General features: G+C 43.9%; 11 protein-coding genes. 4 read left to right on the plus strand and 7 right to left on the minus strand.

Going from position 1 to position 14,688, the window contains the following annotated elements:
* Positions 1-73 precede the first annotated feature (73 nt).
* The 4 genes from EWE74_RS15560 to EWE74_RS15575 form a co-directional block, all read right to left on the minus strand.
* Complete coding sequence (locus tag EWE74_RS15560) at positions 74-1,300, minus strand: exo-beta-N-acetylmuramidase NamZ family protein (protein WP_130142525.1); 1,227 nt, start codon at positions 1,298-1,300, stop codon at positions 74-76.
* Positions 1,301-1,420: 120 nt separating this feature from the next.
* The gene (locus EWE74_RS15565; protein WP_130142526.1) at positions 1,421-3,091 is read right to left on the minus strand and encodes a glycoside hydrolase family 10 protein; all 1,671 of its coding nucleotides are present in this window, start codon (positions 3,089-3,091) and stop codon (positions 1,421-1,423) included.
* Positions 3,092-3,153: 62 nt separating this feature from the next.
* Positions 3,154-4,272, minus strand: coding sequence for an N-acetylglucosamine-6-phosphate deacetylase (gene nagA, locus EWE74_RS15570; RefSeq protein WP_130142527.1), 1,119 nt, complete (start codon positions 4,270-4,272; stop codon positions 3,154-3,156).
* 21 nt (positions 4,273-4,293) lie between these two features.
* Positions 4,294-4,488 carry a hypothetical protein gene (locus EWE74_RS15575; RefSeq protein ID WP_130142528.1) on the minus strand — a complete coding sequence of 65 codons (195 nt, stop codon included), beginning with the start codon at positions 4,486-4,488 and terminating at the stop codon, positions 4,294-4,296.
* A 37-nt stretch (positions 4,489-4,525) separates the two neighbouring features.
* Between EWE74_RS15575 and EWE74_RS15580 the strand changes: the two genes are divergently transcribed.
* The 4 genes from EWE74_RS15580 (at position 4,526) to recG (ending at position 8,521) form a co-directional block, all read left to right on the plus strand.
* Positions 4,526-4,912 carry a RidA family protein gene (locus tag EWE74_RS15580; protein WP_130142529.1) on the plus strand — a complete coding sequence of 129 codons (387 nt, stop codon included), beginning with the start codon at positions 4,526-4,528 and terminating at the stop codon, positions 4,910-4,912.
* 3 nt (positions 4,913-4,915) lie between these two features.
* A complete protein-coding gene (locus EWE74_RS15585) occupies positions 4,916-5,842 on the plus strand; it encodes an EamA family transporter (RefSeq protein WP_239018680.1) in 927 nt (308 codons plus the stop codon).
* A gap of 122 nt (positions 5,843-5,964) precedes the next feature.
* The gene (locus tag EWE74_RS15590) at positions 5,965-6,381 is read left to right on the plus strand and encodes a hypothetical protein (protein ID WP_130142530.1); all 417 of its coding nucleotides are present in this window, start codon (positions 5,965-5,967) and stop codon (positions 6,379-6,381) included.
* 34 nt (positions 6,382-6,415) lie between these two features.
* Positions 6,416-8,521 carry an ATP-dependent DNA helicase RecG gene (recG, locus tag EWE74_RS15595; RefSeq protein WP_130142531.1) on the plus strand — a complete coding sequence of 702 codons (2,106 nt, stop codon included), beginning with the start codon at positions 6,416-6,418 and terminating at the stop codon, positions 8,519-8,521.
* 44 nt (positions 8,522-8,565) lie between these two features.
* Here recG and EWE74_RS15600 read toward each other — a convergent pair whose 3' ends face one another.
* The 3 genes from EWE74_RS15600 to EWE74_RS15610 form a co-directional block, all read right to left on the minus strand.
* Complete coding sequence (locus tag EWE74_RS15600) at positions 8,566-10,893, minus strand: TonB-dependent receptor (RefSeq protein WP_206365276.1); 2,328 nt, start codon at positions 10,891-10,893, stop codon at positions 8,566-8,568.
* A 127-nt stretch (positions 10,894-11,020) separates the two neighbouring features.
* Positions 11,021-13,390 carry a TonB-dependent receptor gene (locus EWE74_RS15605; RefSeq protein WP_130142533.1) on the minus strand — a complete coding sequence of 790 codons (2,370 nt, stop codon included), beginning with the start codon at positions 13,388-13,390 and terminating at the stop codon, positions 11,021-11,023.
* A 78-nt stretch (positions 13,391-13,468) separates the two neighbouring features.
* Positions 13,469-14,668 (minus strand): HmuY family protein, encoded by a 1,200-nt coding sequence (locus tag EWE74_RS15610; protein WP_130142534.1) that lies wholly within the window; start codon positions 14,666-14,668, stop codon positions 13,469-13,471.
* Positions 14,669-14,688: the final 20 nt, after the last annotated feature.

Raw genomic sequence — 14,688 nt, forward strand, 5'->3', positions numbered from 1 at the left:
TAAAAACGTATGTTATGAATACCCGACGGTTTTTTTGAATAAAAAAACACGCACAAGGCGTGTTTCCGATTTTCTACTCAAAATCAGCATACATTAAATATTTCGCACGCATTTCTTTGTAAGCTTTTAGCTCTTCTGCCCAGCTGTCACGAATTTCACTTTCTGTCTTACCGGCAAGAATTTGTTTCCGCAATTCATCGGTTCCTGCGAGTTTGTCAAAAAACTCCGGACGAGCAAAAAACTTGCTTTTATCCGGCATTTTATGATAAAAGTCCAACAAGTATTTCAACGTGAATTTTTCATTGACGGCATCCACATTCCGCAAATCAATTCCATAGCACAAATTATCCTGCTGCTCCACGTGTGCGGCCATTCCCGGCCGTGTACCCGGTGTAAAAGTAAATTCGCCAAATACGGGGTTTGGGTATCCCACTACCTGAAACGGCCAATCTGTTCCACGCCCTATACTGATATCGGTCCCCTCAAAAAGGCAGAGCGACATGTATAATCTTACAGAGGCATAATTCGGCAAACTAGGCGATGGAACTACGGGCAGCTCATAAGATATATTGTGGTCCCAGTTCTTCACCGGAATCACTTCCAAATCACACGTTTTGCCCCCATCCAACCAACCTTCTCCATTAATCATTTTTGCCAACTCGCCTACCGTTAGCCCATGGATCATCGCAATTTTATGATAGCTGATGTTCGCTTTAAATTTATCATCTTTTCGTACCGGGCCATCTACCTGATCTCCATTGGGATTTGGTCTATCCAGCACAATTACTTTTTTGCCTTGGTTTGCACAAAGCTGCATTACCCGGTGCATTGAGGCTACATACGTATAAAATCGAGCGCCTACATCCTGTAAATCGAAAATCATAACGTCCACCGACCCTACGATAGAATCGGCCTTCGCATTCTCACCATACAACGTGTGCAGCGTAAGGCCTGTTTTTTTGTCGACCGTATTATCCACCTTTTCACCACGCTCAATATCCCCCCGAAATCCATGCTCCGGTGCAAAGGCAAATCTTAAGTCTACCTTCTCCCGTAACAATACATCTACCAGATGCTCCTTCTCCTCTCCCACTATAGAGGTCTGATTACCCATCAAACCTACTTTCTTTCCTTTTAACAAAGGCAAATAAGCAGAAAGCTGATCAGCACCAGGAATTATTGGGCCGTTCGTTTGACGCTTATCGGTTTCTGCGTTTTTATCGCTATTTTGCTTACTTCCACCAGCACATGCCGCAAAATAAAATGCTAAAAAAAGCAATAAATGGGTGAATATTTTCATATTTATGCGTTTTTAATTTCATAACAAACATAAACAAGAAAAATTAAAACAAGAAAAAAGACGCTACTTTTTTTATAATGTAGCGTCTTTTTTAAACCTAATAATACGGTTTTATAAAGTTTATTTCACTTTTTTAGCAATATAATCGCTTTCGTTGCTCAACCGATCGATAGCTTTTACAGCAACCGTTTTTAGTGGTTTTCCATTTTTTATTTTCGGATAACTTTTTTCTGTCTGTTGTCCATCCAATATTTCATATTCCCATACATCGCCATATTGCGCATAGGCAACCCATTGGAATACTTGATCAGGCTGCTTATGCAGCCATTTTGCAAATACGCTGCTGGTTTCTTCTGTCAGCAACAAACTGGGTGTCAACAATGGATTTGCATGTAACCAAGGTGATCGGGGAATTAATGCCTGGTGGCTATAGGGGCCAGTTTTCATGGCTTGCACCATACCGGGGCTGTTCGTTAACCCAGCAATACTCCAATGGATAGCGCCTACACTATTAGGAATCAGCTTCCGGGTCTCTTCAATCTGTCTAACAATTTCCTGCGGTCTGTTTGGCGCTCGTACTTCCACCGTATTTAATCCTGGCCAAAGATGTCGTTTGTGTGTATTTTCCGACTCCCACCATCGCAAAAGGGCTGTAAAACTTTGCCGAGGCGGATCAATAGGCCAGTATAACTGGGGAGCAAAATAATCTATCCATCCTTTATTCAACCACAATTTGGCATCCGCATATAGTTCATCGTACTGAGAAGAACCTGTTACACCTGATGGATAACCAGGTTTCCATATCCCAAACGGACTAAGCCCAAATTTTACAAAACTTTTTTCGGCTTTTATTTCCTTATATACGCGTTCTATAAAACGGTTCACGTTGTCCCGGCGCCAGTCTGCTCGCGACAATGTCCCTCCCGCTCTACGATAGGTATTCCACGAAGCATCATCCGGAAAATCTGCACCTCCGTTATAACTTGCATAGGGGTAGAAATAATCATCAAAATGAACGCCGTCTATATCATATCGTTTTACAATATCCAGCACAACTTTCGCCGCATGATCTTGCGTATGGGGATTGGCTGGATCAAACCAATACATACCGTTTTTGAGTCGAACAACCATATCGGATGCTTTACGTACCATAGATTCACTAGTCACCGCCCCACCCGTAGAATGATGCGCACGATAAGGGTTTAGCCATACGTGAAGCTCTAACCCACGTTTGTGCGCTTCCTCTACCCAAAAGGTCAATGGATCATAGTAAGGGTTTGGGCGTTTGCCAATTTGTCCTGTCAGGAAATAAGACCATGGCTCATGCGGACTGTCATACAGGGCATCTGCTGACGGCCTGACTTGAAATATCACGGCGTTAAAATTATTCTCCTTTAACAAGTCCAACAGCTGTATGGCTTCTCGTTTTTGTGCTTCGGTAGCGTAATTTCCTTTACTTGGCCAATTGATATTGGCAACTGTTGCAATCCAAGCTCCTCTAAACTCTCGATTAACGTCTGGTAATTCGACGCGTAACGGAACTTCCACAACAGGTTTCTTTTCCTCGACAACAGATTTTTCTTCTGGAATCGATTTTTCAACTGCTGGCGCAGCCGCTGCTTCTTCTCTTTTTATAGCCTTCGCCTCTTCATTTTCCGCTTTTACTATTTCTACTGCGGGCGACTTCAATTCCTTCGAAGCTCGCCTGTTCTTGCGGGAAGCACAAGAAAGCATCACGGTGGAAAAAATCAAGGCAACTATTACTACGTTTTGTAACCATGGATATTTCATAGGGTACAAAACTAATGTTTTTATGTATATGAAAATGTTAAATTGATTGAAGTCTGATCCATTTAAGCTACAACCTTTTCCCCTTGGCAATACACCGCATGAACATTAAAGTCAGCATCAAACACCAATACATTTGCCCGTGATCCCGCATCGAGATTGCCTATATCGGATCGTCCAATTAAATTTGCCGGATAGCAGGTCGCCATCCGAACAGCCTCCTCCAAGGGTATACCTACGTATTCGACACAATTTCGTATGGCGCCGAGTAACGAAAGTGCAGAACCACTCAGCGTTCCGTCAGGCAAGATATAATGATCGTCATTGAGCACATGTTGATAAATTCCTTTATGGCATGTTGCAACCGCATCGGTAATCAGAAATAGACGCCTTCCCATCAACTCTTTTGCAATTTTTACCGCTTGAAAATCCACATGTATACCGTCTACGATAATCGATGCGGAAACTTCGGGATGCCTAAATACGGCTCCCGGGAGCCCAATATCGCGATGATGAAAAGATGACATTGCATTCCATAGGTGAGTAGCTGCTTTTATTCCTTTATCGAAACCCTGCATACCCTGTTCAAAACGGGCTGCACTATGCCCTGCACTAAGTAAGATGGAACGTTGTAAAAGCAAGTCCAGACTCTCCGCATTGATTTGTTCAGGAGCAATTGTCATCATTTTAACAGCACCTCGATCTTCCTCCAATAAATCTGAAATGAGTTCGACGGATGGCGATAGAATTAGTTTGGCAGGATGTGCCCCTCTTTTTTGAGGATTGAGAAAGGGTCCTTCTAGATGCAACCCTATAGCTGATTGAGGCTGATAATTATTAAATATGCGGATCGCCTTTTTAAATACGGATATGGTATTCGTTGCTAGCGTTAATACAAAAGAAGTACATCCCTGGGCAAGCAGCCGACGTTCAATCCGGGCAATGCTTTCCGCTGTTAATTCGGCTGAAAACAGGTCATCGCCGGCACCATACACCTGCAAATCAACAAGCCCTGGACAGATATTGGTTCCCTCCACATCAATCCGTTCGGCATCTGCAGGAACGTCGGATGCAGGGCATATACCATTGATTTTTTCTCCTTGTATAACTAGGGCATGCTCTAAAAAAACATGATCTCCATTGAAAATATGGCCGTTCACCAGTGCAAATTTACGTGTCCCCATCTGTATATCTTTTGTGCTAAGTTATGGAAGATGTAAACTTACACAAAGTTTAGAACGGATTAATACACCCACTTTTGATTTTTCAGATTTTCCATTGTAAATTAGCAGCATGGAGCCAAAAGAGACGAAACCACAACTTTCTGAATCATCCCGATTCAACAGAAAAGCGATGCGCATCATGAATATCGTTGCGATCTCCGTGTTTATTTTGGCCATTATCTATAAAATATTTTTTTCAAAGTAACTTATAATCATGTCAAACAAACAGATATTAAATACCGAAAAGGCTCCGGCAGCTATCGGGCCTTATAATCAAGCTATTCAGGCGGGGAATACATTATATGTTTCTGGACAAATCCCTTTGATTCCTGAAACGATGGAGTTGATCAATAGTGGAGTAGCAGATGAAACCCATCAGGTTTTAAAAAATGTACAAGCTATCTTAACACATGCTGGGTATACGCTCAACGATGTCGTAAAAGCGAGTATTTTCATCTCCAATATGGATGATTTCGCTACCATCAACGAGGTATATGCACAATACTTCACCGAGAATCAGCCTGCGCGTGAAACTGTAGCCGTCAAGACACTTCCTAAAAACGTGAACGTAGAAATATCCGTTATTGCCTGGAAAGCATAGCTCGTGGAACAACCATCCGAGAAAACAAAAAGTCGCAAAAATTATTTTCTTGCGGCTTTTTTGGCTCCCTTAATATGGGGATTTATGGCTATTCCGGTACGTTGGGTAAGGGAATATTCGGCAGAAGATATTTTATACTATCGCATTCTGGCTGCGCTTACCGTACTATGGTTATTTATCTTTTTATTCCGATTCAAGTTTTTAAAACGAGATATAGCAGTCTTTAAACTGTTACCAAGCCCTCGGCAAACACAAACGATTGGCCTCACTATATCGGCTTCCGTGTTGATTTTTGGAAATTGGTTCACCTATATATATGCCGTTAATCACATCAGCGTACAATCCGCGGCGTTTGCTTACCTCATCTGCCCACTTATTACCGCCATAGCGGCATTTTTCATTCTTAAAGAACAACTCGGGCCTTTAAAAAGGACTGCTCTTGGCATTGCATTGATTAGCGCGGTTACATTGGCAACCGGTTCGCTTACAGATGTACTCTGGTCCATAAGTATTGCTTCGTTATACGCCCTTTATTTAATCGTTCAACGCGCCTCGCAGGGGTTTGACAAGCTGAATATGTTAGCCGTCCAGCTAACACTCTGTTCATTATTTGTCATCCCTAAGCTTTTCATTAATCAACATGCTGTTCCTAAGGAGCCTTTTTTTTGGTTTAGCATACTGACAATAGCCGTCATTTTCACAATCATCCCGTTATTTTTCAGCATGTATGCGCTAACACGTATATCGTCCTCTACTACGGGGGTTCTTCTTTATGTCAATCCACTCATTGCATTCACTTTGGCGATTACCTATTTCCAGGAGTCCGTTGCACCACATAAGTACCTGGCCTATGCCATCATCTTATTTGCTATTGTTCTTTTTAATTGGAAAACATTAAAAGAATTTATAACGAAAGTGTGGCAAAACTAACTAAACAACAAACTGCTATAGCACAAAATTGGTTTAACTTATTAAACAACAGAACGAAACGTAGCGTTCCATATAAAATTTACGTTCATTTCTATAATGTGATAAACTAAACACCATGTGCCATGAAAAGATTTTTAATGTTGTTGATGACGCTCGGAATTGTAGTTGCTTGTGAAAAATCGAATGTCGGCAATGGCCAAGAAGCTGATCGCAAAAGATTAGCCGAGAGGCGGCAAGAAATATTAGACCAGATAAATACCATACCTTGTGAAAATGCGGAAGATTGGCGTCCACAAGCATTGGGAAGCAAAGCATGCGGCGGCCCGCAGGAATATATTCCTTATCCCGAGGCTGCCGATGAATCGGGTGATTTACTGGATCTGATTGAAAAATACACCCAATTGGAGGCCGAATACAATAAGAAATATGGTGCTGTTTCTGATTGTATGTATGTAACATCTCCTACGGGGGTTCGTTGTGTGGATGGCAAACCGGAGTTTTTCAATATCGGAACCAACTCACCAGCTGTAACCGAATAAATAATATTTATTTGTAAATTAGCCGTTCTTAGGAATGGCTAATTTATCTGTAATAACCCCGATAGAATACCTAAAAGGTGTGGGGCCGCAAAAGGCAGACGTGCTCAAAAAAGAGCTACAGATTTTTACTATTGGCGACTTACTATCCCATTACCCTTTTCGGTACATCGATCGCACACAATTTCACAAAATTCGTCAGTTGCATCCCGATATGATCGGTGCACAAATTTTGGGACGTCTTATTTCTATTCAGGAAATTGGAGAAAAAAGAGCACGAAGACTGGTTGGTCAATTCCGGGACGACACCGGCGGCATCGAACTGGTGTGGTTTCAAAGCATCACCTGGCTAAAAAAAAGCTTGAAAGTAGGGTCTGCTTATATCATCTATGGCAAACCTTCCGAATTTAATGGTCAGATCTCTATCACACATCCCGAGATGGAATTATTTCATCCGCAGGAAAAGAAAATTGGTAACCTAACCATGCAGCCGGTATATTCATCGACCGAAAAACTCAAAAAATTTAATCTTGATACTAGAGGTATACAGCGATTGCAACAAGTAGCATTAGAAACAATTTTCAACACACTTCAGGAACCTCTTCCTCCTTATTTATTGGAAAAGCATCAATTGATGGATTATGCAAAGGCTATGCTTTCTATTCATTTTCCACAAAATACACCCGATTTGAATGCTGCTGTTCGTCGGTTGAAATTTGAGGAATTGTTTTTTATTCAGCTTCGGTTGTTACGTAATAAGCAGTTAAATACGCAAAAATATAAAGGACATCGCTTTGACAAAGTAGGCGACAAATTCAATACTTTTTTTAATGAGCGGCTTCCTTTTCCCCTAACCAACGCCCAAAAACGCGTCGTTAAGGAAATACGTCAAGATACGAACACAGGTGCGCAGATGAACCGACTTGTACAGGGTGATGTAGGTTCAGGTAAAACGGTTGTGGCGTTAATGTCGATGCTGATCGCCATCGATAACGGATACCAAGCTTGTATGATGGCGCCAACCGAGATTCTGGCACAACAACATTTCGCTGGAATTCGTGCATTACTGGGCGACGAACTTTGTACGGTTAAGTTGTTAACAGGCTCTACACCGATCAGGGAGAGACGATTGATACATCAACAACTGGAAGAGGGCACGTTGGATATCCTCATCGGAACACATGCACTCATTGAAGATAAGGTAAAGTTTAAAAACATCGGCTTCGTGGTCATTGACGAACAACATCGCTTTGGTGTAGAGCAGCGGGCGAAGCTATGGCGCAAAAACATCGTCCCGCCGCACATGCTCGTGATGACCGCAACACCTATTCCCCGAACGCTGGCTATGACCATGTATGGCGACCTTGATATTTCTGTTATCGACGAGCTTCCGGCGGGGCGCAAACCTATTAAAACGGTACACTTCTACGAAAATCAACGTTTGCGGGTATTCGGCTTTATGCGAGAAGAAATTGCTAAAGGGAGACAAATTTATGTCGTGTATCCGTTAATTAAGGAAAGTGAAAAAATGGATTTACTCTATTTAGAAGCTGGTCTTGAAAATCTGCAAAGAGAATTTCCATTGCCCCAATATAAAATCAGTATTGTGCATGGCAAAATGCCCGTCAAAGATAAGGATTTTGAAATGCAACGCTTTGTTAAAGGCGAAACACAAATTATGGTCGCTACGACCGTTATTGAGGTAGGTGTCAATGTGCCGAACGCCTCCGTGATGATCATTGAAAACGCAGAACGTTTCGGGTTGTCGCAACTACATCAACTCCGCGGGCGCGTAGGGCGGGGAGCAGAACAGTCTTTCTGTATCCTGTTAACAACGCATAAGCTCAGCAAGGAAGGGAAAACCCGGCTGGAAACTATGGTACGTACTTCGGATGGCTTTGAGATTGCCGAGGTAGACTTACAACTCCGCGGACCGGGTGACATTTCGGGTACGCAACAGTCTGGTGTGCTCGAAATGAAAATCGCTAATCTTGCTTCCGATCAAGCTATCCTAATGGAGGCACGTCAAAGCGTCATCGAGATATTTAAGGAAGATCCCTCTCTTTCCTCCAAGAAAAACACTCTGTTGGCACATTATCTTAATCAGCGGTCGCCGGGTATTTCCTGGGATAAGATTTCTTAATTTGTATCAAGGAAATGGTAGTGCACATGCTCATGAAACCGTTTTTACTTCTGCAACCGATAGGAGATTCCTCCTATAAACATCCTTCCCGGTTGCCCCGGCATAAGCTGATGTTTGAAATCCAATATATTGTCGATAGTCAAGGAGAGTTTTAGTTTATCGTGGAGCAGCCGCTTTTCGATAAACGCGTTCAACAGGATATGCTCGGGCACGAAAGTATCAAACCGGTCGATAAAATTATTGTTGTTATAATCGGCAAAGGGGTATTTTCCCCGATAATTGGCGCGGAGCGACATGTGGGTATCCCAAGGTTTATAGTGATAGAAAACACGGGCATTCAGCATATGCCTGGAGCGGTTCACGATTCCCCAATAGTCGGATACCGTGGGCGACGGCGACTGCCCCGTTTTTGGATCGTGTAAGTTTTGGTTATAGGGCCAGTTGCCAGCACGGATACTATCGGCAACGCTAAGGTCTTTGGCGATGAGGTACTGATAGCCCACCTGCACATTCAAATCGTTGTTGATCTGCCATTGCATATTGGCTTCTAGCCCTTTATTGACAGCTTTCGGTAAGTTCCAGTAGCTGTATATCTGGCTGATGGATGTTCCCGTAGCCACTGGTACCGCGTCAATCTGGTTACGCAGATTGTGGTAGAATAATCCACCTTCCATCGTAACCTGTGCTATGGGTTTATATTTCGCGCCGATATTGAAGGATGTGCTGCGCTCCGGTTTTAAATTTTTGTCCAGCTGCTCGGCTACATGAAAAATTTCGCTTATTTCGCCGTTGCGCTGCATCTGCAGCAAAGTTTCACCCAATAGCTCATTACCTACCACGAGGTAGCTGGCCGAGGGGTTGAAGAACACCAGGTAACGCATGCGGTAATCCGGTGCTTTAAAGCCCGTGCCAATTCCGGTTTTCAAGGAAAGCTTCTCGTTGAGGTAATACTCCAGGCCAAAACTTGGGTTGATTTTCCCTCCATAAGAACTGGTGTGATCATACCGTAATCCGCCACGCAGATCTAGTTTTTCGAAGAACCGCTTATCGCCTTGGAGATAGCCGAAGGCCGTCGTGAGAACAGGAATATCACCAAGTGCCTTGTCGTCCATATGCTCCATACTGCCGCCTAAACCACCTGTCAGACTTATTCCACTCCGATAGCTTTTAGCGAATTGCTGTTCAAAACGATGTACTGTCTGTCTAAAAGACAGTTCGCCACTGCTATGCTCATTCCCCCGCCAACGGTTCGCCTGATCTACATTGTAGTGCGTAAGGTAATACCGGCTCATACTACGAAGGCCTGACCGGAACGTATGGTCGAGATTCAAGGAAAAATTAATATCTTTTTCGTCTTGTTGATCGCTGGCTTGCCATTCATCGTTCCAGTTTTTGGTCATGTCTGATCGACGTATGCCATAGCGTATACTCGTGCCTAAATAGGTTTGTCGGCCCAATTGATAGCGTATGCGAGCCTGTGTATCAAAATTTTGATATGGTGGGCTAGATTGACCGGAAGATAAATACGGGTTGGTATTGAATCCATCCGTGCGGTAATAATTGGCGCTGAGCTGAACGGAACCCCGCTGGTGTGCAAAGGGTGCCTCAGCATCGACAGTAGCGTCGACCATATTCAACGATCCATATCGCAACGCCAACTGTGCCTGCGGCTCTACTGCGCCATATCGGGTAATAATATTAATAGCGCCGCCTAGTGCATCGCTACCGAATAAACAGGAAGAAGCCCCTTTGATAATCTCTATGCGTTCGATATTACTAACGGAAATCCGGGACAGATCAAAGTTTCCGTTATTCCGTCCTACCATCGGTTGGCCATCAATCAGTACCATCACATATTCACTGCCAAAGCCCTGCAACTGCACGCCCACCGAACGACTGCCTCCTGTCACATTGTTAACAATAGCAATACCAGTCTGCTCTTTAAGCACTTCGTCCAAGCGTCGGCTCCCCATCTTCTCGATCATCTGCCGGCTGATGACTTGTACCGGCATCGCGGAACGGTTCAATTTTAACAGCTGGTTAGGAGATTCCTGCTCCGTCACTGCCCCACTGACCACGACTTCAGCTATCGTTCGTGTATGCTGTAGCACGATTTGTCTTTCGACCGATTGTTCCACGGCAATAACAACCGTATCGCTATACGTAGCATAGTCTTTATGGGAAGTCGAAAATCGGTAGGTACCGGGATATAGATCGTCGAGCGCAAATAGACCCTGCTGGTCGGTCTGCACGATGTGTTTATCAGGCTCCAGCGTAATCGTCACTCCGTGTAATGCCGTTCCCTTTTCGTCGGAGACATTGCCGCTAAAAGTTCCGGTTTGAGCAAACGAAAAGGATATGAGCAGTAACAACTGTAAGGAGCAAACGACAAGCTTGCGCCAGCATGGAGCATATGAAACGGAGGTTATTAAAACGAACAGCCAAACCATGACATAACGTAACGATATCACGAACCCATCACACATCACTTATAATTCATCATTGTTTATAAAGATTATACGTTAACCCCACAAAATATACTCTCCCTGGCTGGAAAGGCATTTTAGGATCCACAAAATTCAACATATTTTCCGTCGTGGCACGAATGGCAAAGCGCTTTGCCGGAAATTTTTTCTCGATCCCGGCATTGAGCAAATAATGTCCACGGACAAAGGTATCGAACCTATCCAGATAACCATTGTTATTTCGGTCACTAAACGGATATTTCCCTCTATAATTAAGTCGAAAATTGAAAGTCATATCCAGTGGCTGATAGGTATAGAATACACGCGCATTGAACATGTGATTGGAGCGGTTTTCTATACCCCAGTAGTCTTTGGCCGAAGGATTATAGTTGACAGATCCACCTTCTGGATCAAACAACGGATCAAAAAACTGACCGCCCTCGCGTATTTCATTGGCAATGCTACGGTCTTTGGCAACAAGATATTGGTACCCGCCACTAATCAGCAAGTCGCTGAACGGGCTATAGGTAAAAGAAAAATCCGTCCCTTGGTAATAGGCTTCGGGATTGTTCCGATACGAATAGATGAGACCTCCATCGATGTCCATACCGATCAATACCCGGTTGATCTGATTGGTAATATCATGGTGGAAAGCACTGGCTTCTGCCCGGAGTTTTCGGTCAGTTGATTCCCAGATCAGACTGAAATTATAGGATTTACTTTGTTCTGCGTTCAAGGCCAAGCCTTTTATCTCATCATAGATGGGCTCTAGCTCATATTGACTTACCCTTCCGCTCTGTCGCAATGCGTTCATGACGTCGAGCATTGTATAGGTTCCTAAAAGCATACTGTTGATCCCCGGATCGTAAGACACCTGATATAGTTTTTTCATATCCGGCGCCTTAAACGCTGTTCCATAGGCGACCTTTGCCGTCAAATTGGGCAGAATTTCATATTTCAGGGCGGCGCTCGGATCCAACCGCCATCCGTAGTCTACAATATTGTCGTAGCGAAGTCCAAACGTCACTTCCAGTTTCGGGAGTACATTCCAGTTAGCTTGCGAATAGGCGAAATAGGCCTTAATCTGGTCAATACCGGTTAAGATGTTTTCATCGATGCTCTCTATTGTACCACCGCCACCGGTAATCAACTCCAGTTTTTGGGGTATACTATAGGATACCTGCTGCTCAAAACGGTGCAGGGTCTGCCCGAAACTCGACTGGCTCAGGCTATCTCCCTGCGTGAGTGCAACAAAGTTATCGTTGTCAAAACGTGTAAAATAATAGCGGGTCATGCTTCGCCAGCGTTCGCTAAAGCGGTGGTCGAAGTTAACCATGAGGTTGAGGTCACGATCTTCCAGCGCATCGTTCGTTTGGTAATCGGTTCCTGCAAAGGCTTTGTTCATAAAGCTGCGCCGGAGGCCATAACGGGCGCTAACGGACATCGCATTGCGCTCATTAAATTTGTAACGGAAACGGCTATGACCTGCATAGTTGTCATACGGAGGCATTGTGGTACCGGTTATATGCCCCTGTGTAGTATTAAATCCGCCGGTGTGGTAAAAATTTCCACCCAAGGAGAGAATACCTTTTTTATTCAACACAGGCGTCTCTCCGTCCAACGACACATCAATAGTTTCATTACTGCCGTAGGCAGCCGAGACCACCGCCTGCGGATCGGTCACGACCTGACGCGTGATGATATTAATTGTTCCCCCAAGTGCGTCACCTCCATAAATGTTGGATGCTGCACCTTTGGTAATCTCCACGCGTTCAATATTATTGACGCTGATACGGGAAAGATCAAAATTCCCGTTGTTACGCCCCACGATGGGCTGCCCGTCGATCAGCACCATCACATATTCGCTGCCAAATCCTTGCATCTGCACGCCTACTGACCGTGCTCCCGCACCGATATCATTGACGATTGCAATACCGGTCTGTTCCTTGACAACCTCATCCAAACGCCGGCTTCCCATCAACTCAATGGTTCGGCGGTCGATAATGGTCACGGGCATAATCGTATTTTCGATTTTAACCAAAGATTCAGTATTGGAATGACTGCGGTGTTCAGCAGAGACAGCTATATCTTCCAATATATTTTCGCTGTCCATCAAGCGTATATCGTAGGTATTAACACCGGCAGACAAGTTGATGGTATCGTTAAATGCACGATAGCCCACACCCTGCACCAGTAATTTGCTTATCCCAACAGGGATATCTGTTAACTGGTAAAAGCCGTTCGTATTTGTCTGAGCTGTTTTATGTTCCAACCCAACGGTTACTCCAACCACGGGCTTTGCTTTATTGTCGGTGATTCTCCCTTGCAAAACAGCCTGTTGTTGGGCATGGCTCTGTATCACCATGCTGATTAGCAAAAATATGGGTATAATATAGTTCTTCATTTTTTTGATTCGCGATTAGTAATTCGTAGCTAGTTAAAAATCCCGAAGGGCTCGTCCACGATAATCATGCGTTAAGATTTAATCTTTCGTCCGTAAATTCCGGCTACCATCTTTCTGGATAAAATACCGGAAAGTCATGTACGGCGATGGCCAATTACGGTCGGTAAGAACTTCAGGAGCGCCTTTGTACATGGAGATCAACTGCAGTTTGCCATACAGGTACTTATGCGTGCTCCCTGCCGGTTGCTGCAGCCGTAAGTAATACGCCCGGTAGGGAAAGGGTTTTCCTATTCCGGTAGTACCTAATTCAAACCAAGAGTTGATGCCCGGTCCATACTGCGAGTCGTAAGTTATCTGCATCTGATCTGCCGGCCGGTTGTCGAAAAACTCATCCTCAGGCGCTTCGTCCATAAAGTCGTACCCATACTCGTACATGATGATGGCATGACGGAGGGGGCTACCCGACGCCGGGCTGAGCTTAGCTTGACCGTTGTTGAGGAACACGACACCATTGAATTCACCCGTAAAAGCCAAATCCCACTCGTCAGTACGCAAATACCTTAAGGAGTCTGCATTGTCTCGAAGGAAATGCTGCCAATGATCACTGAAACGAAACAAGAGTGGACTATATAAACCTGCTTCTTTGCCACTGCGACTGAATTGTACTTCAATAAAATCCATATTATTTCGATAATTAGCCGATCGCACCAACACTTCCCAAGCTATCCCGTTATAAACATATACCCGATTGTTTCGATTATTTCGATAAGCCCAATTCATATCAGGGTTTCGTGGTGCTTGTGCCATAAAACCACGCCAATTGACTTCATAATCCTCATCGACCTGCAATGTATCAGCGAAATCCACATTAATTTCCATCTGATACCAGCTATCTGAACGCCTGATGTAATGAAAATTATCCGTAGTGTTTAAATAAGCATCGTTTTCTACAACAGCTACGGGATGAGAAGAAGATGGGTTCAACCAACGGATATCGTTTTCAGAACTGCTATTCACATTTATCGCTCCATTGATCAACTCATTATCCAAAGGAAAAAAACGAATCGAATCTGTCCAAGGTGAATTGTAATAACGCTGTCTTATAAAAAGATCCTCATTTTCTAATTGATGTTCCCAACCGTCCGTAGCCAATGTGTCACCCGGCAAATCATAAACTATCGTACTATGTCCATCCTCGTAATTAGGGGTTAAATCCTCTAACTTATAGCAAGACGACACGGTTAACCCTAACAATAGTAGGATAATAAAATATCTCATTGGTCAATGCTTATTTTACG

Origin of the sequence: Sphingobacterium corticibacterium (genome assembly GCF_004208525.1) — a bacterium.
In the GTDB taxonomy this organism is placed as follows: Bacteria; Bacteroidota; Bacteroidia; order Sphingobacteriales; family Sphingobacteriaceae; genus Sphingobacterium; species Sphingobacterium corticibacterium.

Bases quoted from the DNA above. Each gene is read 5' to 3' on its own strand.
- EWE74_RS15560 (WP_130142525.1), bottom strand. From the start codon at position 1,300: ATGAAAATATTCACCCATTTATTGCTTTTTTTAGCATTTTATTTTGCG.
- EWE74_RS15565 (WP_130142526.1), bottom strand. From the start codon at position 3,091: ATGAAATATCCATGGTTACAAAACGTAGTAATAGTTGCCTTGATTTTT.
- nagA (WP_130142527.1), bottom strand. From the start codon at position 4,272: ATGGGGACACGTAAATTTGCACTGGTGAACGGCCATATTTTCAATGGA.
- EWE74_RS15575 (WP_130142528.1), bottom strand. From the start codon at position 4,488: ATGGCCAAAATAAACACGGAGATCGCAACGATATTCATGATGCGCATC.
- EWE74_RS15580 (WP_130142529.1), top strand. From the start codon at position 4,526: ATGTCAAACAAACAGATATTAAATACCGAAAAGGCTCCGGCAGCTATC.
- EWE74_RS15590 (WP_130142530.1), top strand. From the start codon at position 5,965: ATGAAAAGATTTTTAATGTTGTTGATGACGCTCGGAATTGTAGTTGCT.
- recG (WP_130142531.1), top strand. From the start codon at position 6,416: ATGGCTAATTTATCTGTAATAACCCCGATAGAATACCTAAAAGGTGTG.
- EWE74_RS15605 (WP_130142533.1), bottom strand. From the start codon at position 13,390: ATGAAGAACTATATTATACCCATATTTTTGCTAATCAGCATGGTGATA.
- EWE74_RS15610 (WP_130142534.1), bottom strand. From the start codon at position 14,668: ATGAGATATTTTATTATCCTACTATTGTTAGGGTTAACCGTGTCGTCT.